General features: G+C 66.2%; 31 protein-coding genes and 1 tRNA gene. 5 read left to right on the top strand and 27 right to left on the bottom strand.

Going from position 1 to position 22,133, the window contains the following annotated elements; translation table 11 throughout:
• Nucleotides 1-59 precede the first annotated feature (59 nt).
• The 26 genes from RIA68_00220 to rpsJ all read right to left on the bottom strand — a co-directional run bounded on the left by RIA68_00220 (nt 60) and on the right by rpsJ (nt 15,311).
• Entirely contained in the window at nt 60-1,070 is a 1,011-nt protein-coding gene (locus RIA68_00220; protein ID MEQ8315857.1) for a DNA-directed RNA polymerase subunit alpha, read from the bottom strand.
• A 192-nt stretch (nt 1,071-1,262) separates the two neighbouring features.
• Nucleotides 1,263-1,640 carry a 30S ribosomal protein S11 gene (gene rpsK, locus RIA68_00215; protein MEQ8315856.1) on the bottom strand — a complete coding sequence of 126 codons (378 nt, stop codon included), beginning with the start codon at nt 1,638-1,640 and terminating at the stop codon, nt 1,263-1,265.
• Between the two features lie 81 nt (nt 1,641-1,721).
• On the bottom strand, nt 1,722-2,099 hold the full coding sequence (gene rpsM / locus RIA68_00210) for a 30S ribosomal protein S13 (protein MEQ8315855.1): 378 nt from the start codon (nt 2,097-2,099) through the stop codon (nt 1,722-1,724).
• 38 nt (nt 2,100-2,137) lie between these two features.
• Complete coding sequence (gene ykgO, locus RIA68_00205; protein ID MEQ8315854.1) at nt 2,138-2,254, bottom strand: type B 50S ribosomal protein L36; 117 nt, start codon at nt 2,252-2,254, stop codon at nt 2,138-2,140.
• 116 nt (nt 2,255-2,370) lie between these two features.
• Nucleotides 2,371-3,153: a methionyl aminopeptidase gene (locus RIA68_00200; GenBank protein ID MEQ8315853.1), complete on the bottom strand. Its 783-nt coding sequence runs from the start codon at nt 3,151-3,153 to the stop codon at nt 2,371-2,373.
• The gene (gene secY / locus RIA68_00195) at nt 3,150-4,556 is read right to left on the bottom strand and encodes a preprotein translocase subunit SecY (protein MEQ8315852.1); all 1,407 of its coding nucleotides are present in this window, start codon (nt 4,554-4,556) and stop codon (nt 3,150-3,152) included. The genes RIA68_00200 and secY overlap by 4 nt, the downstream gene beginning before the upstream one ends.
• A gap of 78 nt (nt 4,557-4,634) precedes the next feature.
• A complete protein-coding gene (gene rplO, locus RIA68_00190; protein MEQ8315851.1) occupies nt 4,635-5,216 on the bottom strand; it encodes a 50S ribosomal protein L15 in 582 nt (193 codons plus the stop codon).
• Between the two features lie 49 nt (nt 5,217-5,265).
• Nucleotides 5,266-5,880 carry a 30S ribosomal protein S5 gene (gene rpsE, locus RIA68_00185; GenBank protein ID MEQ8315850.1) on the bottom strand — a complete coding sequence of 205 codons (615 nt, stop codon included), beginning with the start codon at nt 5,878-5,880 and terminating at the stop codon, nt 5,266-5,268.
• Between the two features lie 55 nt (nt 5,881-5,935).
• The gene (gene rplR, locus RIA68_00180; GenBank protein ID MEQ8315849.1) at nt 5,936-6,298 is read right to left on the bottom strand and encodes a 50S ribosomal protein L18; all 363 of its coding nucleotides are present in this window, start codon (nt 6,296-6,298) and stop codon (nt 5,936-5,938) included.
• Between the two features lie 88 nt (nt 6,299-6,386).
• Nucleotides 6,387-6,938 carry a 50S ribosomal protein L6 gene (gene rplF, locus RIA68_00175; protein ID MEQ8315848.1) on the bottom strand — a complete coding sequence of 184 codons (552 nt, stop codon included), beginning with the start codon at nt 6,936-6,938 and terminating at the stop codon, nt 6,387-6,389.
• Between the two features lie 56 nt (nt 6,939-6,994).
• Nucleotides 6,995-7,393, bottom strand: coding sequence for a 30S ribosomal protein S8 (rpsH, locus tag RIA68_00170; GenBank protein MEQ8315847.1), 399 nt, complete (start codon nt 7,391-7,393; stop codon nt 6,995-6,997).
• Nucleotides 7,394-7,510: 117 nt separating this feature from the next.
• Nucleotides 7,511-7,696, bottom strand: a complete 186-nt coding sequence (locus RIA68_00165; GenBank protein MEQ8315846.1) for a type Z 30S ribosomal protein S14 — start codon at nt 7,694-7,696, stop codon at nt 7,511-7,513.
• A 55-nt stretch (nt 7,697-7,751) separates the two neighbouring features.
• Complete coding sequence (gene rplE, locus RIA68_00160; protein MEQ8315845.1) at nt 7,752-8,396, bottom strand: 50S ribosomal protein L5; 645 nt, start codon at nt 8,394-8,396, stop codon at nt 7,752-7,754.
• Between the two features lie 31 nt (nt 8,397-8,427).
• On the bottom strand, nt 8,428-8,787 hold the full coding sequence (gene rplX / locus RIA68_00155) for a 50S ribosomal protein L24 (GenBank protein MEQ8315844.1): 360 nt from the start codon (nt 8,785-8,787) through the stop codon (nt 8,428-8,430).
• Nucleotides 8,787-9,173, bottom strand: coding sequence for a 50S ribosomal protein L14 (gene rplN, locus RIA68_00150; protein MEQ8315843.1), 387 nt, complete (start codon nt 9,171-9,173; stop codon nt 8,787-8,789). Before rplN ends, rplX begins: the two co-directional genes overlap by 1 nt.
• Before the next feature lie 84 nt (nt 9,174-9,257).
• Entirely contained in the window at nt 9,258-9,542 is a 285-nt protein-coding gene (gene rpsQ / locus RIA68_00145) for a 30S ribosomal protein S17 (GenBank protein ID MEQ8315842.1), read from the bottom strand.
• Between the two features lie 52 nt (nt 9,543-9,594).
• Nucleotides 9,595-9,798 carry a 50S ribosomal protein L29 gene (gene rpmC / locus RIA68_00140; protein MEQ8315841.1) on the bottom strand — a complete coding sequence of 68 codons (204 nt, stop codon included), beginning with the start codon at nt 9,796-9,798 and terminating at the stop codon, nt 9,595-9,597.
• Nucleotides 9,799-9,875: 77 nt separating this feature from the next.
• Complete coding sequence (gene rplP / locus RIA68_00135; GenBank protein MEQ8315840.1) at nt 9,876-10,304, bottom strand: 50S ribosomal protein L16; 429 nt, start codon at nt 10,302-10,304, stop codon at nt 9,876-9,878.
• A 62-nt stretch (nt 10,305-10,366) separates the two neighbouring features.
• The gene (gene rpsC, locus RIA68_00130; protein MEQ8315839.1) at nt 10,367-11,074 is read right to left on the bottom strand and encodes a 30S ribosomal protein S3; all 708 of its coding nucleotides are present in this window, start codon (nt 11,072-11,074) and stop codon (nt 10,367-10,369) included.
• On the bottom strand, nt 11,074-11,409 hold the full coding sequence (rplV, locus tag RIA68_00125) for a 50S ribosomal protein L22 (GenBank protein ID MEQ8315838.1): 336 nt from the start codon (nt 11,407-11,409) through the stop codon (nt 11,074-11,076). Before rplV ends, rpsC begins: the two co-directional genes overlap by 1 nt.
• 289 nt (nt 11,410-11,698) lie before the next feature.
• Entirely contained in the window at nt 11,699-11,983 is a 285-nt protein-coding gene (gene rpsS, locus RIA68_00120) for a 30S ribosomal protein S19 (protein ID MEQ8315837.1), read from the bottom strand.
• 69 nt (nt 11,984-12,052) lie between these two features.
• Nucleotides 12,053-12,913, bottom strand: coding sequence for a 50S ribosomal protein L2 (gene rplB / locus RIA68_00115; GenBank protein ID MEQ8315836.1), 861 nt, complete (start codon nt 12,911-12,913; stop codon nt 12,053-12,055).
• 38 nt (nt 12,914-12,951) lie between these two features.
• The gene (gene rplW, locus RIA68_00110; GenBank protein ID MEQ8315835.1) at nt 12,952-13,230 is read right to left on the bottom strand and encodes a 50S ribosomal protein L23; all 279 of its coding nucleotides are present in this window, start codon (nt 13,228-13,230) and stop codon (nt 12,952-12,954) included.
• A complete protein-coding gene (rplD, locus tag RIA68_00105) occupies nt 13,230-13,937 on the bottom strand; it encodes a 50S ribosomal protein L4 (GenBank protein MEQ8315834.1) in 708 nt (235 codons plus the stop codon). The genes rplW and rplD overlap by 1 nt, the downstream gene beginning before the upstream one ends.
• Before the next feature lie 281 nt (nt 13,938-14,218).
• Nucleotides 14,219-14,920: a 50S ribosomal protein L3 gene (rplC, locus tag RIA68_00100; protein ID MEQ8315833.1), complete on the bottom strand. Its 702-nt coding sequence runs from the start codon at nt 14,918-14,920 to the stop codon at nt 14,219-14,221.
• An 82-nt stretch (nt 14,921-15,002) separates the two neighbouring features.
• Nucleotides 15,003-15,311, bottom strand: coding sequence for a 30S ribosomal protein S10 (gene rpsJ / locus RIA68_00095; protein ID MEQ8315832.1), 309 nt, complete (start codon nt 15,309-15,311; stop codon nt 15,003-15,005).
• A gap of 254 nt (nt 15,312-15,565) precedes the next feature.
• Here rpsJ and RIA68_00090 point away from each other — a divergent pair, with 254 nt between their 5' ends.
• The 3 genes from RIA68_00090 to RIA68_00080 all read left to right on the top strand — a co-directional run bounded on the left by RIA68_00090 (nt 15,566) and on the right by RIA68_00080 (nt 18,280).
• Nucleotides 15,566-17,044: a hypothetical protein gene (locus tag RIA68_00090; GenBank protein MEQ8315831.1), complete on the top strand. Its 1,479-nt coding sequence runs from the start codon at nt 15,566-15,568 to the stop codon at nt 17,042-17,044.
• A gap of 75 nt (nt 17,045-17,119) precedes the next feature.
• Entirely contained in the window at nt 17,120-18,160 is a 1,041-nt protein-coding gene (gene ruvB, locus RIA68_00085; protein MEQ8315830.1) for a Holliday junction branch migration DNA helicase RuvB, read from the top strand.
• Nucleotides 18,161-18,208: 48 nt separating this feature from the next.
• Nucleotides 18,209-18,280 (top strand) — tRNA-Gly (locus RIA68_00080).
• Between the two features lie 189 nt (nt 18,281-18,469).
• Here the strand turns inward: RIA68_00080 and RIA68_00075 are convergent.
• Nucleotides 18,470-20,014 (bottom strand): hypothetical protein, encoded by a 1,545-nt coding sequence (locus tag RIA68_00075; GenBank protein ID MEQ8315829.1) that lies wholly within the window; start codon nt 20,012-20,014, stop codon nt 18,470-18,472.
• A 220-nt stretch (nt 20,015-20,234) separates the two neighbouring features.
• Here RIA68_00075 and RIA68_00070 point away from each other — a divergent pair, with 220 nt between their 5' ends.
• Nucleotides 20,235-21,038, top strand: coding sequence for a hypothetical protein (locus RIA68_00070; protein MEQ8315828.1), 804 nt, complete (start codon nt 20,235-20,237; stop codon nt 21,036-21,038).
• Entirely contained in the window at nt 21,035-22,132 is a 1,098-nt protein-coding gene (locus tag RIA68_00065) for an efflux RND transporter periplasmic adaptor subunit (protein ID MEQ8315827.1), read from the top strand. The genes RIA68_00070 and RIA68_00065 overlap by 4 nt, the downstream gene beginning before the upstream one ends.
• Nucleotide 22,133: the final 1 nt, after the last annotated feature.

Here is a 22,133-nt window from a genome sequence, read left to right as displayed (position 1 = left end):
AAAAACCAAACGGGCCCGGACGCGTCGTCTCGACGAGCCGGGCCCCGATAGTAGCACGCCTACAGCTGCACAACTTCCGGCTGGTAGCCCTCGGGCAGGTCCATGCCGAGCTCCAGGCCCATCTCGGTGAGCTTCTTCTTGACCTCTCGGAGGCTCGTGCGGCCGAAGCTGCGGAGCTTGAGCAGCTCGCTCTCGGTCTGCATGATGACCTGGCCGACCGTGTAGAGCTTGGCGCTCTCCAGGCAGTTGCTGGCCCGGACGGAGAGTTCAAGCTCGCTGATGGGCAGGTTGAGCTTGCGGATGAGCCCCTCGTCGACGCCGGCGGCCGCGGCGGCCTCCTCGCTGACGCGCTCCTGGCCCAGCTCGAAGTACTGGACGAACGGGTTGAGGTGCTTGCGGAGGATCTTGCCAGCCTCGACCAGCGCCATCTCGGGCGTGATCGTGCCGTCGGTCCAGATGTCCATGCTCAGCTTGTCGTAGTTGGTGCGCTGGCCGACGCGGGTGTCCTCGACGTGGTACCGCACGCGGTGCACGGGGCTGAAGATCGAGTCGACGGCGATCAGCCCGATGTCCTGCTCGTCGCGGCGGCTCAGGTGCTCCTGGGCGGGCACGTAGCCGCGGCCCTTGGCAACGTGCAGCTCCATCTCGAAGTCGACCTCGCTCGTGAGCGTGCACAGCACGAGGTCCTTGTTGACGATGTTGACGTTGGTATCGGCCTCGATCAGGTCGGCGGTGACCTCGCCGGGGCCCTGGGCGGCCAGGTGCATGACGCGGGGCTCGTCGCCCTCGAGCTTCAGCACCAGGTTCTTGATGTTCAGCACGATGTCGGTGACGTCCTCGAGCACGCCGGGCAGCGTCTCGAACTCGTGGCTCGCGCCCTTGATCTTGACGGCCGTGACGGCGGCGCCCTCGATCGAGCTGAGCAGGATGCGCCGCAGGCTGTTGCCGATGGTCGTGCCGAAGCCGCGCTCGAAGGGCTCGACGGTGAACCGGCCGAAGGTGGAGTTGTTGAACTTGGGATCCGACACCACGTGGGTGGGCAATTCGAGACCACGCCAGCGAACACGCATGGGCATACCTCTTTCTGCTCGAGCGAGCACGGTCGGCGGGTGGCGAATCAGGCCTGCGCTCGCTCGGCTCTCGGATCCGCCCGCCGCCACCGACCACGCTGGCGGGCGTTCCTGCTGTCCGGGTGCGCTTCGTTTCAGACAAGCCAGACCGGGGCTTGCACGCCACGGGCCGGGACGTTCAGTGCGTGCGAATCAGACGCGGCGCTTCTTCGGCGGGCGGCAGCCGTTGTGGGGCACCGGGGTGTGGTCCTCGATAGCCGTCACGCGGATGCCGGTCGAGACCACGCCGTTGACGGCTGCCTCGCGACCGCCACCGGTGCCGCGGATGCGGACCTCGGCCTCGCTCATGCCCATCTTGCGGACCTTCTGGCCCACGCTCTCGCCCGCGCGAGTCGCCGCGAACGGCGTGGCCTTGCGGGCGCCCTTGAAGCCGATGGTGCCAGCCGAATCCCAGGCGAGGGTCTCGCCGTTGGTATCGGTGATGGTGATCATCGTGTTGTTGCTGGTCGCCTTGACGTGGATGATGCCACGGACGACGTTCTTGCGGACCTTCTTGGTCTTCTTCGCCATTCAGTTCGCTCCAATCGCTTCCACTTCGAGTTCCCTTGCGGGCTGGAAGCTGGCGATAAGTGTCGTGCCCATGCGGGCGCTTTAGCCCTTGACGCCCTTCTTGCCGGCCACGGTCTTCTTGCGGCCCTTGCGGGTGCGGGCGTTGCAACGCGTGCGCTGGCCGTGCACGGGCAGGCCACGACGGTGACGCTCGCCGCGGTAGGCACGCGTGTCCTTCAGGCGCTGGATGTTCTGGCCGACCTGGCGACGCAGCGCACCCTCGACGAGGTAGTTGTTGTCGATGATCGCACCAATCTGGGCGACCTCCTGCTCGGTCAGGTCGTTCGCGCGGCGGTTCGGATCGATCTGCGCCTCGGTCAGGATGTCCGCGGCGTACTTCGGACCGATGCCGTGCACGTACTGCAGGGCGTAGTAGATCTTCTTGCGGTCTGGGATGTCAATACCTGCGATACGCGGCACGCGTGTACTCCCTGGCCCCGGGCCAGTTCAGAGGTTTCTCAGCCCTGGCGCTGCTTGAAGCGGGGGTTCTTCTTGTTGATGATGTAGACCCGGCCGCGACGGCGCACGATCTGGCAGTCCTTCGACCGCCGCTTGACACTTGCTTTCACCTTCATCGGGCACCTCGCACTGACAATGGCCTACCACAGGGCCGACAACGATACCATCACGCACCCGCTTACGGCCCGGTGCGAAGGGGATTGTACCCCGCCGGCTCGCCAGAGTCATCAGATCAGGGCCCGCCGAGCATGCGGATTCCGTCGCTTTCGACCGCGATGACCGCCTCGCGAGCGGCGGCCGGAGCCCCGTCCGCCGTCTTGATGGCCCACCCATCCTCCGAATCGGTGGTATCCCCGATGCCAGACGTGATGGCCGGCTCGAGCGTGAAGACCATTCCAGGTCGGAGGATGACCTGCGGGTCGGCCGCTGCTGGAGCGAGCGGCAAGACGGGAAGCTCATGCGGCGCGAGTCCGATGCCGTGGCCGGCCAGGCCGCGGACAATCTGGACGCCGTGGCTTTCCGCCGCTGCCGCCATCGCGTTCGCGACGCTCGCCCACGGAATTCCGGGCCCGATCGCTCCGATGCCTGCACTCCAAACGGCATCAAGGGCGTCGAGCAGCGGATGCCCCCCACCACCGACGACCACCGTGTCGGCCACGTCCGCGTGCCAGCCATCGAGCCCGAGCATGAGGTCGATCGTGACGAATTGCCCCGGCCGAAGCGGACGGTCATCGGGCCTGGCGTGCGTCACCGTATCGTCGACGCAGACCGAGCACGACGCGCCAAACGGCTCGCCCTGATCGATGACGACGTGCGCCATGACGGGCTCTCCGCCTGCGTCGACCACGAGACGCCGGCACTCGCGTTCGATGTCGAGCGGTGTCACGGCCTCGGCGACGAGTCGGAGCAGTTCATCCATGATGGTGCGCGCAAGACGAGCCGCACGTTCGAGTGCGGCGAGGTCGCCTTGGGTATAGAGCTGCGGTCCGCGAAGGCGGTGGCCTCGGTCGATCACCGCGGGCCGCGGAGCTTCGGTCCCTTGCCCGTGCCGTCCTGCCCGCCGAGGAAGCCGGCGTAGTTGCGCATGAGCAGGTTGGCCTCGATGCGCTGCACGAAGTCGAGGATCACCGCGACGACGATGAGCAGCCCTGTGCCGCCCAGGAACTGGGTGACGTGGAAGGGCACGCCCATGGCCACGCTCACCAGCATCGGCAGCACCGCGATGACCGCCAGGAACGCGCCGCCGACGTACGTCAGCCGCTCCATGACCGCCTCGAGGTACTCGGCCGTGCGCGGACCGGGACGCAGGCCCGGGATGAACGAGCCATGATCGCGCATCTGCTTGCTGATCTCTTCAGGGTTGAACTGGATGGTGATCCAGAAGTAGCTGAAGAAGTACACCATGAGGACGTGCAGCATGATGTAGGGGAACTGGCCGTAGTTGAGCGCATCGCCGAACCAGTTCGACAGCGTGAAGAGGATGCCGCCGCTCTGCTGGGTGGCTTCCGAGATGCCGCTGAATATGACCGATGGGAAGATCATCAGCGAGCTGGCGAAGATGATCGGCATCACGCCGCCATGGTTGACGCGCAGCGGAAGGTAGCTGCGCTGCCCGCCGTAGGTGCGCCGGCCGCGGGTGTGCTTGGCCTGCTGGATGGGGATGCGCCGCTGGGCGACGGTCATGAGCACCGAGCCCGCCACGACGCCGACGAAGCCACCGACGAGCAGGATGATGCTCATCCAGTTCAGGCCGTCGGGGGCCTGGGGGTTGAAGTTGCTGATGACCCAGCTCACCGCCATCGGCATGCCGGCCAAGATGCTGGCCATGATGATCATGGACATGCCGTTGCCGATGCCATGCCGGTCGATCTGCTCGCCGAGCCACATCAGGAACACGGTGCCGGCGGTCAGCACCGTCACGCCCATGACCCACCACAGCGGGCTCTGGCGCCACTGGCCGTACACGATCATCTCGCCGCCGGGGCCGGCTTGCTGGGAGATGTAGTAGAGCCAGCCGATGGCCTGGACGATGCACAGGCCCACGGTGGCGTAGCGCGTCCACTCCTGGATCTTCTGCTGGCCGGTCGGGCCCTCTTCCTTGAGCGCCTTCAGGCTGGGAAGCACCGAGCCCAAGAGCTGGAAGATGATGGCCGCCGAGATGTACGGCATGATGCCCAGGCCGAAGATCGTCGACTGCGAGAGCGACCCGCCGCTGAAGACCGACATGAAGCTCATCGCGCGACCCAGGGCGCCGCCGGCCTCCTGCTGGAGCTCGGCCGACAGCTTGAGCGCTTCCTGGTTGACCCCCGGCAGGGGAATCCACATTCCGATGCGATAGACCGCGAGCATGCCCAGGGTGAACAGCACCTTGGTTCGCAGCTCGGCGATTCGGAATACGTTGAGCAGGGCCTGGATCATCGATACTCCGCCGGCGTCTCGCGGCCGGACCCATCATAAGCCCGCCGTTCGGCCGGCCAGAGGGGACGGCCCGACGCGTTACTTCTTGGACTTGGACGCCTGGCGACGCTCGAGGTTCGGCCGCCGGAGCTTCTTGGTGAGGTTCTTGGGCGTCTTGTCGTCGCTGTTGCGATCGATGCCGCGGACGCGATCGCGACGCGTGCCGCTCTCGGTCACCGCTCCGCCGGCGTCTTCGATGATCTTCCGGGCCGATCCGCTGACGCGGCTGACGTTCACGGTCAGCTTGGTCTTCAGGCCACCCTCGGGCACGTTGCCCAGGATCTTGACGTCGCGGCTGGTATCGCGGATCAGGCCGGCATCGATGAGCGACTGGGCGTTGACCTCGCCACCGCTCTTGAAGCTCTCGTGCTCGACGATGTCCTTAATGTTGACGATCCAGAACAGCGTCTTGAACTTGACGTTCGTGAAGCCGAACTTGGGCATCGTGCGGAACATGGGCATCTGCCCGCCCTCGAACTGGTGGAGGGTGGAGTGGCCACGGCGGCTGCCGGCGCCCTTCTGGCCCCGGCCGGCGCGCTTGCCGCCGCTGCCTTGGCCTCGGCCGACGCGCTTGCGCTGCTTGTAGCGACCCGCTTGGGACGTGATCTCGTGGATCATCATGGCTTCAAAACTCCCTGGCCCGCTCCAACGCGAGGCCCGTCGAGATCAATCAGTTATCGCTGGCCTTGTCGGCGTCGTCGGACGAATCAGACGCATCGGCGGACGGCTCGGTGCTCGCGCCAATGCCGGCGCCGGTGAGTGCACGGGCCCGATCGATGCGCTGCTGGATGACCGAGTCGCCCAGTTCCACGCCGCGGCTCGCGGCCACGTCCTCGGTCAGCCGCATCTTCGCCAGCCCGTCGACGACGGCCTTGACGACGTTGAGCTTGTTGCCCGAGCCGATGCTCTTGGTAATGCAGTCGCTGTAGCCGGCCATCTCGAGCACGGCGCGAACGGTGGCGCCGGCCACGATGCCGGTACCGGGCGTGGCCGGGATCAGGCGGATGGTCGAGGCGGAGAAGTTCGTCTCGACCTCGTGGGGCACGGTCGTGCCCAGACGCTTGACGGTCACCATGCTGCGGCGGGCCTTGCGCTGGGCCTTCTCGATGGCCACGGGCACTTCCGTGCTCTTCGCGTAGCCGTAGCCCACCTTGCCCTGGCGATCGCCCACGACCACGAGCGCTCCAAAGCTGAAGCGCCGGCCACCCTTCACCGTCGCGGCGGTGCGATAGATGTTGACCGTGGTCGATTCGATCTGCCCGGCTTCGTCGATCATCTCAGGCATGGAGCGCCCTCGTTTCCATATCCACGGGGCGGCTCGCGCGAGCGCCCCGAATTCGTCAGAACTTCAATCCGCCCTCGCGGGCCGCGTCGGCCAGCGCCTTGACACGCCCGTGGTAGCGGAACCCGCCACGGTCGAAGACAACCTTCTCGACGCCCTTGGCCTTCGCACGCTCGGCGATGAGCGTGCCAACGGCCTTGGCGGCTTCGGCGTTGCCCGTGCCGTCGCCCTTGAATCCCTTGTCCATCGTCGAGGCGGCGCAGATGGTCGTGCCGTCCAGGTCGTTGACCACCTGGGCGTACACGTGCCGCAGCGAGCGATAGATGCTCAGGCGTGGGATCTCGCCCGTGCCCGAGACGCGCTTGCGGATGCCGATGCGGCGGCGTGTGCGGCGTGCTTGCTTTGCTTGCTGCCTGTCCATTGCGTCAGAACCTCAAAAAGAACCGGAACCACTGTCGAGAACCACGACCAGCCGGAACCCTCGCAGGGGCCGGCGGACCCACCGGGCATCACGCGCCGGCGGTCTTGCCCTCCTTGCGGATGATCGTCTCGTCGCTGTACTTGATGCCCTTGCCATTGTACGGCTCGGGCTTGCGGGTCGCACGCACTTCGGCGGCGAACTGGCCCACTGACTGCTTGTCGTAGCCGGTCACCGTCACGGTCTGCTTTTCGACCTTCACGTCAACGCCCTGGGGGATGTCCTTGAAGATCGGGTTGGCAAAGCCGACGATCAGCTTCAGGCGGTTGCCCTCGACCGACGCGGTGTAGCCCACGCCCTGCACCTCGAGCACCTTGGTGTAGCCCTGGCTGACGCCGAGGATGTTGTTCTCGACGATCGAGCGGCTGGTCCCCCACAGGCTCTTGGCCCGGCGGTCGCCTTCCTTGCCCTCGGGCACGGCGAACGACAGCGTCTGCTCGCCCTCGTCCCAGGCGACGCTCACCAGCGGGTGGACCTCGTGCGAGAGCGAGCCCTTGGAGCCCTCGACGCGCACGGTCTGGCCGTCGACGTTCACCTTGACGCCCTTGGGCACGGAGATGGGCTTCTTGCCGATGCGTGACATTGCGAATCAACCTCCTCGGCTCGCCGAATCGCCGGCGGCCGGTTCATGCCCTTGGCTTACTGGACCACCGCCAGCAGTTCGCCGCCCACGCGCTCGTTGCGGCACTTGCGATCGCTCATCACGCCCCGGCTGGTCGACACGACCGCGATGCCCATGCCCTGCAGCGGGCGGGGCAGGTCGTCGACGCCGTTGTAGACGCGGCGGCCCGGCTTGCTGACGCGCGTCAGCGAAGCGATCAGCGGCTCCCCGGCCGAGCCGTAGCGGAGCGACACCCGAAGGATGCCCTGGCGGCCGTCGTCGACCACTTCGAAGCCCTCGACGTAGCCCTCGTCCTGGAGGACCTGGGCGACGCCGCGGCACACCTTGCTGTTCAGGCAGTCCACCTTGCGGCTGCGGTTTCGCAGGCCGTTGCGGAGCCGCGTGAGCATGTCCGAGATGGGGTCGTTGACCGACATCGCTTCCGATGACCTCCTGCCCGGCCCCACGGGGCTCGAGCCTTACCTGACCGCCGCTTATGCCCGTGTCTCGGGCCGGCGCTGTGCCTGACGAAAGAGCCTCGTCGCCTGAAAGACCTACCAGCTTGCCTTCCGCATGCCCGGAATCTTGCCCTCGTGGGCGAGCTTGCGGAGCATGATGCGGCTGATGCGGAACTTGCGGTACACCCCGCGAGACCGCCCCGTCAGCTCGCACCGACGAACGGTGCGCGTCGAGTACTTGGGCGTCTTGTTGCTCTTTGCGATCTGTGCCTTGGTCGCCATACTTCTGCTTCACTCCCGGTGGCCCTGCCGGCCGCCTTGGTGGTCCTGATCTGTCTCAGCTGGCCTTCTTCTTCGGCGGGGCGGGCTTGCGGAACGGCATGCCCAGGCTCTCGAGCACGGCCCTGCTCTTGGCCTTGTCCGAGTTGCGGAAGACGAAGTTGATGTTCATGCCGTGCGTGAACGTCACGTTGGCCATGTTGATTTCCGGGAAGACGCCCTGCTCGTTCAGGCCCAGCGAGTAGTTGCCGGCCTTGTCGAAGGACGAGTCCGAGACGCCGCGGAAGTCCTTGATACGCGGAGTGGCCAGGTTGATGAACCGATCGAGGAAGTCCCACATGCGATCGCCACGCATCGTGACCATCGCCGAGGTCTCCATTCCCTCGCGCACCTTGAAGTTCGAGACGCTCTTCTTGGCCTTGACCACGACTGGCTTCTGGCCGGTAATCTGCGTGAGCGTGTCGACCACCGTCGCGCGGACGTTCGGCGGAATCTTCGGGCCGTCGAGGAAGCGTCCCATGTTGACGTTGATCACGATGCGATCGAGCACCGGCATCGCCATCGGGTTGGTCACGCCGAACTGCTTGGTCACCTCGGCCCGTGCGTCCTCGAGGTAGCGCTTGCGCAGGCGCTGCATCCCTTCGCGGGGCGCGGCGGCCGCCTTGATGGCGGGGTCGTCCTGGTTGGGCTTGTTCTTGGCCATCTCGTATCAGTCCTTCCGGAGAACCGCTGGGTTACAGGGTGTCCTTGCTTGCCGACTCGCCGCCCTTGCGCCGCGCCTCGACGGCCAGCACCTTGCCGCCGCGGACCGCCACACGCTGCTTCTTGCCGTCGCCGTCGGTCGGGAAGCGGACGCGCGTCGGCTTGCCGTCCACCACCGGGCTGACGTTGGAGATGTGGAAGGGGGCTTCCTTGGTCACGCGGCCGCCCTCGGGATTGATGCGCGTGGGCTTGACGTTGCGGGTACGCAGGTTCAGTCCCTTGATGTACACGCGGTCGCGGGCCGTATCGATGCGCATGACCTCGCCCGTGCGGCCCTTGTTGTCGCCGCTGGTCACGATCACGTTGTCACCCTTGCGGATATGCCGGGCCATCACACCACCTCCGGAGCAAGCGAGACGATCTTCATGTAGTTCTTCTCGCGAAGCTCGCGGGCCACCGGCCCGAAGATGCGCGTGCCGCGGGGGTTGCCATCGGGGTTGATGAGCACCACGGCGTTGCTGTCGAACTTCACGTACGAGCCGTCGGCACGACGGGTGTTGCGGGCCGTACGAACGACGACCGCCTTGGACATGTCGCCGGGCTTGATGTCGGCGCCGGGCAGGGCCTTCTTGACCGAGATGAGCACGCGATCGCCAACGCCGGCCGCCGGGCGGGTGTTGTTACCGCTGGCGCTCGTCCGGCCGTAGACGCGGATGACGTAGGCCACCTTGGCCCCCGAGTTGTCCGCGACTTCGCATCGTGATTCTTGCTGAAGCATGGCTTGCTACTTCCTACGTGCCCTGTTCTGGCGGGCGTGCGAGACTCGATTCCGACCCTGTCGGCCTTGAGCGGCGTCGGCCACTCAGCCCTTGGAGTGCTCCAATACGCGGGCGAGCTTCCACGACTTGGTCTTGCTCATGGGCCGGCACGGCACCACCTCGACGCGATCGCCGACCTGGGCCTGGTTGCCCTCGTCGTGGGCGTGCAGGATCGTCCGGCGGCGGACGTACTTGCCGTACTTGGGGTGCTTGGCCACGTAGCTCACGACGACCTTGATGGTCTTGTCGCGGCCGGCGGTCGTCACCTCGCCCACGCGGGCGCCCTTGGCCTTCTCGGTCTGCGTCGTGCTGGCGGTGTTGTCGCTCATGCGTGTACGTTCTCTTCTAGTCGGTGTGCCCGAACCGCGATCCGATCCCTACCTAGCCGGCCTTCTTGGCGTGTTGCCTGGCCGAACGCTCGGTCATCAGGCGTGCGATGTCCTTGCGGGTCTTGGAGAACTCGCTGTTGTCCTCGACCTTCTCGGTGGCCGCCTGCACGCGCAGCTGGAACAGGCGCTTGCGCAGCCGGACGAGCTCGGCCTGGATCTCGTTGTTGTCGAGCTTGCGAACTTCTTCGCCGGTCATGACGCCTTCTCCAACTCGGTGCCCCGCGGGGCCCGCAACTCACTTCCAGGAACCAAGCGGCCCCTCGATCCAGCTTCTTAGCCCACGGTGGTCCGACGCTTGACGAACCGGCAGCGAACGGGCATCTTCATGGCCATGCGCTTCATCGCCTCGCGGGCCATCTCTTCGGGCACGCCGGCCAGCTCGTAGAGCATGGTGCCGGGGCGAACGCGCGCCGCCCAGTAATCCACGTCGGCCTTGCCCTTGCCCATGCGCTGCTCGAGGGGCTTCTTGCTCACCGGCTTGTCGGGGAACACGCGGATGAACAGCTTGCCCTGACGCTTCAGGAAGTGCGTCGACGCGATGCGGCCCGCCTCGATCTGGTTGCTCTTGAGCCAGCAGCCCTCGAGCGCCTGCAGCCCGTAGTCGCCGAACGCGACGTAGTTGCCCTTGGTCGCCTTGCGATCGCGGACGCGACGGAACTCCTTGCGGAACTTCACTCGCTTTGGGATCTTGTACGGTGGCATCGATCAAACCCTTCCTGACGACCGACCGAACACTCGGAGGGCCGGTTGTTCCTGCGTCCTTCTTACCTGCGACCCCGGCTGCGAACGCGGGCGCCCGCGGCCTTCGAGGTCGTCTCTTCGTCCTGGGCCTCGTACTCGCCCTTGTAGATCCACACCTTCACGCCGATGCGGCCGGCCGTGGTGCGGGCCTCCTCGAAGCCGTAGTCGATGTTCGCCTGCAGCGTCGAGAGCGGCAGCGCGCCCAGACGCACGTCCAGGCGACGGCTCATCTCGGCCCCGCCCAGGCGGCCCGAGATCTGAATCTTCACGCCCTTGGCGCCGTTCTGCATCACGCTCTCGGCCCGCATCTTCACGACGCGGCGGAAGCTGCTGCGGCGGCTGAGCTGCTCGGCCACGTTGGCGGCCACGAGCTGGGCGCTCATATCGGGGTTCTTGATCTCGATGATCTTGATCGAGACCTTGCGGCCCGTCATGAGCTGCAGCTCCTCGGTCATGCGCTCGACCTCGGCGCCCTTGGGGCCGATCACCACGCCCGGGCGGGCCGTGCGGATGAGCACGACAAGCTCCTCACGCGTGCGTTCGATCTCGACGCTCGCGACGGCAGCGTGCGGGCGGCCCGGGTTGCGGTTGAGCCGCTTGTCGAGGTACTCGCGGATCTTCTGGTCTTCGACCAGCAGCTCGCCGTAGATGGCCTTGGGCGCGTACCAGCGGCTGCGGTGGGCTTCGGTGACTCCCAGGCGGAAGCCGAAGGGGTGGATCTTCTGTCCCATTACGCTCGCTCCTGGACGCCCACGGTGATGTGGCTGGTCTGCTTGATGATCGGGTGGGCCCGGCCGCGGTCCTTGGGGCGGAACCGCTTGATCTGCGGGCCCTCGTCCACGCGGCTCTCGACCACGAAGAGCTCGGTCACGTCCGCGTCGGCCTGCTCGGCGTCGGCGATGGCCGCGTTGAGGGCCTTGGACATGTTGTCCGAGGCGCGCTTCTGGCTGAAGTTCAGCAGGTTGAGCGCCTCGTCCACCGACTTGCCGCGGATGAGGTCGGCAACCAGCCGCGCCTTCTGCGTGCTGCCGCGGTGGAAGCGGACCTCGCTGACAAAGCGGGCGATGTCCCGCGGCTCGGCGTTGACCACGCGGGCCAGGGCGCGGATGTGCGCCGCCTTGCACGTGGGCTTGGGCCTTCCCGCCAGCCAGTTGCGCACCGCGCTGTCGGCCTTGGCGCCGGGCAGCCCGAGCGGACGGACGGCCTCGGCGAGGGCCTCGACGCTGGCGCCGGCCTCGTCGGCAAACTTCTTGAGTTGATCGCTACGCAGTCTCACCGATGGATCTCCGAAGTCGTCCGTTTCCTGTCGTGCATCGAGTCGAAAGTCTGAAATCCGCTGTCGGCTCACGCCGGGCTCACTTGCCCGACTTGATGCCTTCCTTCTTGTTCGTGTGGCCCCGGAAGGTGCGCGTCAGGGAGAACTCGCCGAGCTTGTGGCCCACCATGTCCTCGGTCACGAACACCTCCAGGAACGCACGCCCGTTGTGCACCTGGAACGTGTGGCCCACGAACTCGGGCACGATGGTGCACCGGCGGGCCCAGGTCTTGATGGGCTCGCGCTCGCCCGACTCCTGCTGCTTCATCACCTTCGTGTACAGCTTCTCGTCGACGAACGGACCCTTCTTGAGGCTACGACCCATGCTTCACGCTCCTGCTCGTGCGTCCGATGCTCACTCGCACCACCGGCCTCTCGAAACCTACCTCGATACTCACTTGGACAGCTGCCCGTACCGCTTGCTGCGGCGGCGACGGATGATCAGCTGCGTGCTGTATTGCTTCTTGTTGCGGGTGCCGCCGCCCTTGGCGTCCACGCCGCTAGGGCTCACCGGCGTGCGGTTGCCCTTGCTGCGGCCCTCACCACCGCCCAGCGGGTGGGCATGGTGGCTCTTGGCCACGCCGCGGGTGATCGGCCGGCGGCCGAGGTGCCGCGAGATGCCGGCCTTGCCCAGGCGGCGGTTCTGGTGGTCGCTGTTGCCCACGGCCCCCACCACCGCCCGGCAGTCCAGGCTCACGCGACGCGTCTCGCCCGAGGGCATCACCAGCGTGGCGTACTTGCCCTCGCGGTTGGTCAGGCGGGCCGACGAGCCAGCCGACCGACACAGCTGCGCGCCCTTGCCCGGCGACATCTCGATGCAGTGCACCTCCATGCCCGAAGGGATGAACCGCAGCGGCATGCAGTTGCCAACGGTGGGCTCGACCGCCGAGTCGCTGGAGGTCTGCACCGTCATGCCGGTCTTGAGGCCCTTCGGCGCGATGACGTAGCGCTTCACGCCGTCGGCGTACTCGAGCAGCGCGATGTGGCTCGTGCGGTTGGGGTCGTACTCGATCCCGATGACCTTGGCCGCGATGCCGTCGCGGTCCTTGCGCTTGAAGTCGATCTTGCGGTACATCCGCTTCGCGCCGCCGCCGCGGCCGCGCACGGTGATCACGCCGGTGTGGTTGCGGCCGCCCGTCTTCTTGATCGGGCTGAGCAGCGACTTCTCGGGGCGCTTCTTGTCGACCTCCACATGGAGGTTGACCGAGGCGTTGCGCCGGCCGGGCGAGGTTGGTTTGTAGACACGGATGGCCATTGAAAATCTCCGATACTCAGTCGTTGCCTACGCCCGATTCAAAACAGGTCGATGGTCTGGCCCTCGGCCAGCCGCACGATGGCTTTCTTGGTCGGCGGTGCCTGCACGTAGCCGTACTTCAGCCGACGCTCGCGAGCCTTGCGGACCTGGGTGGTGATGCCCAGCACGCTCACGCCGTACAGCGACTCGACGGCACGCTTGATGCTCGTCTTGTCGGCCCGGCGATCGACCAGGAACGTGTAGCGGTTCTCGTCGGCCATCGCAGCGGTGCTGCGCTCGGTGACGATCGGCTTCTTGATGACGGTGCTCGGGTGCATCAGGCGGCCTCCCCTTCGGTGGTTGCGGCCTGGGCGGCATCGCGGCCACGGGGCTCGGTCTTGGCGTCCTTGCCGACCTGCGTGTGCGGGCCGGCCAGGAAGGCCTCGAGCTCGGCCTTCTCGATGATCACGTAGCGGCTGTTGAGCAGGTTCCACGCGGTCAGCTGGTCGCTGCGGCACATCGTGATGTCGTCGATGTTGCGGGCGCTCAGGCGGGCGTCGATGGCGCCCTCGGGCAACGCCAGAAGCACGGTTCGATCGATCTTGAGGGCCTTGAGCAGGTCGGCCATCGCCTTGGTCGAGGGCTTGTCGAAGCTCAGGCTGTCGACGACGCGGACCTCGCTGTCGACCAGCTTGGCGAGCAGGGCGTTCAGGTTCGCCTTGCGCCGCATCTTCTTGGGCATGGTCTGGTGGTAGTCCTCGCGGGTGCGACGCTTCTCGTGCGCGTGGCCGCCCTTGCGGAACTGCGGGGCCTTCTTGTTGCCGTGGCGTGCACGGCCCGTGCCCTTCTGCTTGTAGATCTTGCGCGTCGAACCGGCGACCTCGCCGCGGCCCTTCGTGCGAGCCGAACCCTGACGCAGGTTGGCGTGGTAGCAGACGTACGCCTGCTTGATGAGCTCGGGGTTCAAGGACCCGCCCAAGACGGCTTCATCGATGGACATCGAGCCCACCGAATCGCCCTTCATGTTGTAGACCGGCACATCCATCGTGCTCGCTCCTGACGCCTGTGCGACCCTCTCACTACCGAGGAGGTGTCGCCTGCCGCACCGGTCCGCCCCTCTCGGGATCGTCTCCCCACCAGGCCAACGAGGCATGGCGGGAGCGGACTCGGATCAGACTCGGCCGTCTGTTCCTCGGGGCGTCGCCGAGTGAGCGGCGCCCCGACCTTCTTGTCCTTACCCGGCGGTTTCGCGACTCGCGACCCTCCGGGCCGCTCCTTCGACGATGTTCCTCGTCGAGGGAGCGTCCATCTTCCTGCGTGCCCGAATCAGCCGGCGGCGGCTTCCTGGGCGGCGGCCTTGCTCGGCCGCAAGCGAATCGCCGGGCGGATGTGGACCACGCCGCCGTTAGCGCCGGGCACGGGGCCCTTCACCAGCAGCAGGTTGCGGTCAGCCTCCACCCGGATGACGTCGAGATTGCGAACGGTGACGCGCTCGTTGCCCATCTGGCCGTTCATCTTCTTGCCCTTCTTGATCCGGCCGCTCATGCCTGCGTTGTTGGCATGGCCGCCGATCGATCCGGGCGAGCGGTGCTTGCGCTCCACGCCGTGCGTGGCGCGCATGCCCTTGAAGTTGTGCCGCTTCATGGTGCCGGCAAAGCCCTTGCCCTTGCTGGTGCCGGTCACGTCCACGAACTTGAAGCCCTGGAAGTGGTCGACCGAGATTGTCTGGCCCAGCTCGAACTCGCCGGCCTCGGCCTCGTCCATCCGGTACTCGGCATGCACGGCCTTGGGGCCGGTGCCGGCCTTGTGGTCGTGGCCCATGATCTGGAACGTGGCGCGGCGGGGGCGGGCGTCGTCGCCACCGATCTGGATGGCCGAGTAGCCGTCACGCTCGGGCGTGCGCACCTGGGTGACCACCGCGGGCTGCACCTCGATGGCCGTCACTGGGATGGACACGCCGTCCTCGTAGACGCGGGTCATGCCGATCTTGCGACCGATGAGTCCCAGCTTGTTGTTTCCGCCTGCCATGATCGTCCGTTCCTTGCTTCGTGGCTCGCCGGCCAGAGGAAGCGATGAGTCCTATTCGTCGCCCGAGCCCTCGAAAGGTGCGTCAGGCCTTGATCTTCACGAAGACACCCGCGGGCACCACCAGCCTGTTCAGCGCCTCGACCGTGCGGGCGTTGGGCTCGTGGATGTCGATGATCCGCTTGTGCGTGCGGATCTCGAACTGCTCGCGGCTCTTCTTGTCAATGAACGGGCCACGGAGCACCGTGTACCGCTCGATGCGAGTCGGCAGGGGGACCGGACCGGCCACTCGGGCGTTGGTCCGCTTGGCGTGATCCACGATCTCTCGTGCCGAAGCATCGAGGGCGATGTGGTCGTACGCTTCCATCCGAATTCGAATGCGACCGCCTTGCATGAGCCGGCCAACCTCCTGCCTGCTGGGTTTCGCGTCAACCGCCCGGAAACCCCGGGAGGCACTGACCCGCGCCAAAGGGGCCGCAGCCCCCGCCACCGGCGCGGAGAGAAGGATAGATCGTTTCGCATCCCCGTCAACTGGCCGGCCGCAGGAATGTGAAGATCGGGCGTCGATCCGGGCGGGCCCTATCCTCTATAAGAGACTTTTCGGCAGTCGCGGACCCGCGATCGACCAGGCGACCCAAGGAGGGGCGGATGACACGCACGGATTTGGCCACATTCGTCCGTCTTGCCACAGCGGCGCTGTCGGTTACGCTCGCGACCGGGCTGACAACGCCTGCTTTCGCGATCCAGGCCGGGCCCTCGAGCGTCATCATGGCCAACGAGCCCGTGGCGCTCGACCCCGTCGGTCTCGAGTTCGAGATCCCTCAGGATGCGGCGTCGTTCCGGGCCGACAGGGGGGATGTCCCCACCATCGAGGTGAGCCCGACCCTTGGTCACTGGTTCATGATCGTCCAGGCGCCGCAGCGTCGGGCCGCCCGGCCGGGTGAGGGGCCGGGCCGGGCCGGCGGTGGCCTCCGCGTCGACGACCTGACCGAACGGGTGCTGGACAACCTCCTCGGGAGCTACCGCGTCGACCAGGCCGGCACCGAAGCCATCGAAAGCAAGGCCCGCGTGCTCTTGCGCGAGACCGGTCTGACGGTCGCCGGCCGGCCCGCGTCGCGGTTCTACGTGGCCTTCCCAGACGCCGACAAGGAACGGATCCGGATGTACACGCTGGTGGACGCCGGAGCCGGGCAAATGGTCAGCTTCGACCTGATGTGCGACCCGACGGACGAGCGGGAGGCGCGCGTGGCCTATCTCGCCGTGCTGCGGAGTGCTCGATTCTCGGGCAACTCGGAGGTCGCAATGGGACGGGCGGTGGCGCTCGAAACGACCGAGGCGCTCCTCTCAACGCTCACTGAGGCCGATTACCTTCGTGCACTCGAGCAGATCGACAACCGCTGGGACCGTCTCAGCGTCGCCTCGGCCACCGGGCTCGAGATGGACGATACCGAGCGCGGCTATCGGCGCATCCGCGGCTGGAAGGGCACGCGCGGGCAGATCAACCCCGAGCGCAGCGAGGCGTCGTGGAGCGATGAGGAGCACGAGGAGGGATACCTCGTCCAGATGGACGGGCGGATGATCGAGCGCACGCTGGGCGGCTCGTGGAACCTGATCGACACGCGCATCATCTGCTTCATGAGCCTCGACCGAGAGACCGAAGCGTGGACCGCGTCGACGACCTTCCGCCAGGGCGATCAGAAGCCCATCGTCAACAGTGAGTTCGGCGTGCGCGTCGGCGAAGACATGAGCGTCGCTCGGCGGGGCATCACGTCGAACACGCTCAAGCCCGTGGTGCCGCCGCGCGGCTACGTCAACCAGGTCGAGTTCTACCTGCTCCCGCAGCTGCTCATCGGTAGCGGTGCGAAGGCCAGCTACGGCGTGTACGCCTTTTCCAGCGGCGATACCAGCGTGCGCTATCGCCAGTTCGATCTCGAACAGGCACGGGGCGCCGCCGACTGGAAACTCAGCACCGCGTTGGGTGACGAGGCAACGTCGATCTCTCTGTACGACGAACGATCGCGATTCCTCGGCAGCGATCGAGGCGACGGATCGCGGTGGACGCCATCGACCCAGCCCGACCTGCTGGACCTGTGGCAACGCAAGGGCCTGCCGACCGCCACTCCGTGAATGGTTGCTCCGACGGCCTCGCCCGAACGAACCTATAACTCGCTCGAGCCACACCTCCGCGGAAGGAGCCGCCGAATGGCCCTTGATCGAGTGATCGCCCCCACCGCCACCGACATCGCCGACGAGCACGCCGGCTGGGCCCTGCGGCCGCAACGCCTTGCCGAGTACGTAGGCCAGCGCGACACGCTCGAACGGCTGGCAATCGCGGTGCAAGCGGCACGCGGTCGTGGCGAGTCGCTCGATCACGTGCTGCTTCACGGCCCGCCCGGCCTGGGCAAGACCACGCTGGCGCACGTCATCGCCGCCGAGATGGGCACGAAGGTGCACGTCACCAGCGGGCCGGCACTCTCGCGGGGCACCGATCTGGTTGCTGCGCTGACGCGCCTGGAGTCTGGCGACGTGCTCTTCATCGACGAGATCCACCGCACGCCGGCGGCCGTCGAGGAGTTCGTGTACCCAGCCATGGAAGACTTCCGCGTCGACGTCACGCTCGACGCGGGGCTGAACGCGCGGACCGTGCAGATCAAGTGCAAGCCCTTCACGCTGATTGGGGCCACGACACGGGCGGGCCTGTTGAGCGCGCCTTTGCGCAGCCGGTTCGGGCTCATCCACCACCTTCGCTTCTACGAGGTCGCCGAGCTGGCGGCCATCGTCGAGCGCAGCGCGGGCCTGCTGGGCCTGGCGATCGAGGCGTCGGCCATCGATGCCATCGCGCGCCGCAGCCGGGGCACGCCGCGCATCGCCAACCGGCTGCTGCGCCGGGTGCGGGACTTCGCGTCGGTCCGCTCGGACGGCACCGCGACGGCGGGCACGGTCGACGAGGCCCTGTCGCTCGAGGGCGTCGACGCGCTGGGCCTGGACGAGCTCGACCGCACGTACCTGCGGACCATCGGCACGACCTACAAGGGCGGGCCCGTAGGCCTCGAAGCCCTGGCCGCCACCATGAACGAGGACCCCGGCACGCTCGAGGACATGGTCGAGCCCTTCTTGCTCAAGCTCGGGTTCGTCGCGCGGCACCGCCGCGGCCGGGAATTGACCGAGCCGGGTGCTACTCACGTAGGCGTAGACGCACCCACGCGACCGGCCTCGGAACGTGCCGCGCTGTTCGACGACTAGCCCGCCAGGAGACCAGCAGCGGCATCGCATATACTCGAGCAACCGCTGGCGGGTGTAGTTCAGTGGTAGAACGTCAGCTTCCCAAGCTGAATGTCGTCGGTTCGATCCCGATCACCCGCTTTTCAAAGTCTCGATAAATCAAGCACTTACGAGACTCAGCTGAGTCATGCACTAGATCGTCGGTACGACGAAACGACCTTTTGGCGTGCAGATTCGACCCAAATGCCGTGCACGCTCCACGGACGCTGGACCGTCTCGGGACTGCGGTGCCTGCTGCGTTGAACGCCCCAGCCGGTGACAGCCTCCCCTTCAGGCCTGCGCAGCGAGCGAGCGGTAGCGCTCGGCAATCCTGGGGTGCATGTTCCAGATGTCGGTGGCTTCCAGTAGAAACGAACCGAGCGCGCCTTGCTGCTCATCCGCCGCACGCTTGAGTTCCTCTTTCGCGCGCGAGTTGTCTCCGACGGCGTCGTACACGATGGCCGCGTTGACTCGCGTGAGTGTCAGGCCAGGCGTGATCTGCGAGCGAGCATGGTACAAGGCACTGTCCAGGTCGCCTTCGATCAGCGCGCACAAGCACGGCACAACGCGATACCACGCGGGATGATGCGGATTGAGGTCGATCGCCCGACTTGTCATCGAAGACGCTTCGTCCCATTCACCAAGACACATCTTGAGCACGGCGAGGTCCGCGAGTAGGTTTGCGTGGTTCGGGCAGAGCCTGACCGCCTGCGCCGCGGCTCGTTCGAAGCCGGCCATGTCCTTGGAGTGAAAGAGTGCGGTCGCGAGCGCCTGGAAGGTAAACGCCGACTCCGAGTCGATCTCGACCGCGCGTCGAGCGGACTCGACCGCACCGCCGAGCCACTCTCCTCGGCTCTTCGTGGCATCTCTGAAGAAGCGAACGGCGTCTGCGGACAAGAGCGAATAGGCCGCCCTGATAGACGCGTTCGCGGGATCGAGCTCGATCGCGGTCGGAAGGTTGTCCCGCAGTGCGTGGTATCGATCCGGCAGCGGCTCCGCCCAATACCGATAGAACCGGAGCACCCACTCGTACGCAGTCAGGCTCTCGGATCTTCGTTGATGAGCGTCTTCGGTGAGGAGCCGTGGAATGACGCCGTACGGCTCGGCCACCTTCGCCGCAACACTGCGCGTGATCTCGTCCTGGATTTCAATAAGGTCCTGCGCGGTCACATCCCTCGTGTAGCTTTCTGCCCACACCTGCTTCCCGTCGGTGCCGTCGACCAGGCTCGTGTTGATACGGAATCTTTCAGGTCCTCGGCGCACGGTTCCGGAAAGGACGAACCTTGCGCCGACCTCGCCGGACACAAGCCTGAGATCTCGGCGCTCGTCGGAGAGCCTGAATGACGTTTGGCGCCCCAGCACCTCGACGTCAGGAAAGCGTGACAGCTCGTTGATGATCTCATCGGTGAGTCCTTCGCAGAAGAAGAGCTGCTCGTGGTCGTCGCTCAGATTCTCGAACGGAAGGACGAGCACCACCGGACGATCACTCGCCTTCGAGTCGATCTGTAGTTCGGTCGGGTCGCGCTTCACCCACTTGAACCTCGGCGCGTACTGCCCCTTCGGCACGTCGATTCGCAGCTTGTCTCCCGCGCCGGCATCTGCATAGTGCGCCTGGAGCTTTCGGCGAAGGCGGCGAGCATCGACTCGGACGATCGGATCCGTGCTCGGGTCGAATCCCGCATCTTTGCGATAGACCGAGACCCCGATCGTGTAGGCCTTCAACATCTCGCCTCGACCAGCGAGGGTCTCTTCCACGACGAACCGCAGAAACGCTTGCATCCGGTGAGAGTGACTGAACTCCGGGGCCGAGAGCACCCGCTCGACGTGCTCGCGCACCGCCGCCTCGTTCGGCTGACCGGGCTCGGGCGGGCTCGGATTCTCTGGCCGAACGGGTGTCATGCTGAACGCTCGCGTAAGTACGCGTCTATCCGGGACTTGAGAGCCATCAGCCCGGCCGCTTCATTCGACTAAGTGTAACCGTGTAACACTTCACAGGGCACTACTCACGAGCCATACTGCCTCCGCGTTGCCGTCACACGGGCCATCGGAGGACTACATGGACACCCGCCCGCCGTTCTTGTTCGCAAGCGTTGAGCAACTCGAGCGTGAAGCGACTCGTCAGGAGTCGCTCGCAGTGCTCCCGGAGATGACCAACATCTCGGAGCACACCGAGGAACTGCCCGGCGGCCGAACCGCTCGGATGCGTCGATTCGACCCCGGGGCCGGCTCCGCCACCCCTCCGGCAGCGGCAGTACTCATGGGGCCGGCTGTGCAACGCAGATCGGAGATCGACGACAGCTTCAGTCGTTTCATGGCAGAGGCGGTCGGCCTTCCGGTGGTGAGCGTTCACGAACGCCACGCGACGACACCCATGGATCGCGACTGGATCACGTCGTGGTGGCGTTGGTGCTCCGAGAGCGGCGGTGAGATAGGTCTCGATCCAGCCAGCATTGTGCTTCTCGCCCGCGGAGAGTACTGCGGACCGCTTCTCAACGCCGTGTCGACCCTGGGCGCCGCCGGTCGTCCGCGGCCGGCCGGTCAGTTTCTTTTGTGCGGCGACTTCAGCGACGTCGATCCGTCCCTCGTTCATGCGCTCTCTCGCGACGTGCGAGCGCTACCACCTACCTACATCGCGACCAGTTCCGTCGGTTCCGAGCGAACACGTTCCCGTCGCATGAGTGCCTACTTGCTCGATCACGACATCGAGTGCTGGTACGTGGAATGGCCCGGCGTGACCGCCCGCTGCCTCGACAGCATCGATCGTGTTCCCGAGATGGAGCGATACATCGACGCCATGGTGGTCACTCTCCGCGGCCTTCTCTCAATCGCACCGCAATCCCGAACAGGAGCTCCGTCATGAATATCGCCGCGTCAGGCACCATCGGCATCATCGCCGCGGCCGGGCTCACCTTCCTCGCCGGGTGTGACGACACCGAGGGCACGATCGGGGCCAGCGCGCCGATTGCGCGTCCAGTGAAAGTCGCTACCGCTCAGCAGAAGGCCGACGAGATCTCGAGGGTCTATCCCGGATTCGTGAACGCGAATGACTCCGTGAGGCTCTCATTCGAGGTCGCCGGGCGATTGGTGGAGTACCCAGTCGCCAACGGCAGCAGCCTGCAAGCGGGAGACCTCATCGGACGGATCGACCCGCGCGACTACCAGAACCAGGTGGACGCTGCTCGAGCACTCGTGACCGCTGCCCGGGCGAAGCTCGAGCGCATGCGGCGTGCCCATGAGAAGAACGCCGTCAGCGGGATCGAGGTCATCGAGCAGCAAGCGGTACTCGCTTCTGCGGTGGCGAGACTCAACATCACTCAGAAAGCTCTGGACGACACGGAGCTGCGAGCCCCTTACGACGGAGTCGTTGCCCGGACGTTGACGAGTTCATTCGCAGAGGTCGCGGCCGGCCAGGGCGTCGTGCTGTTCGAGTCTGAGGACGTCATCGAGCTGGAGATCTCGATCCCCGAGCAAGACATCGTCCATGCGAGCGAGTCTAACCCCGGCCGGTTCCTGGCCACCTTCGACTCACTGCCTGGACGATCCTTCCCGCTCACGTTCAAAGAAGTCGACACGCAGGGCGACTCGGTCACGCAGACGTACCGAGTGGGACTGACGATGCCCTCGCCGGAGGACGTCCACATACTCCCGGGCATGACGGCAGAGGTGACGTGGTCGCGCCCTTCGCTCGATGCAAGCAGCGGCGTCCTGGTTCCGGCCAGCGCGTTGTTCGCGACACCGAACGGTGACACGCATGTCTGGGTCATCAATCGAGACTCCATGATCGTGTCCAAGAGGCACGTGCGACAGGGCGGCATCGCCGAGGGCGCGATGGCCACCATCCTCGATGGGCTTGAGCCCGGAGAGATGGTCGCCTCGGCGGGCGTGAATCACCTCGACGACGGTGTCACGGTTCGGCTCTTGAACCCAACCCGGCTGTCGGCCAGCGACCGGTGAC

This window comes from Phycisphaerales bacterium (assembly GCA_040217175.1).
Classification (GTDB): domain Bacteria; phylum Planctomycetota; class Phycisphaerae; order Phycisphaerales; family UBA1924; genus JAHCJI01.
Note: the sequence above shows the minus strand (reverse complement) of the source record. Positions and strands in the feature narration are given on the sequence as shown.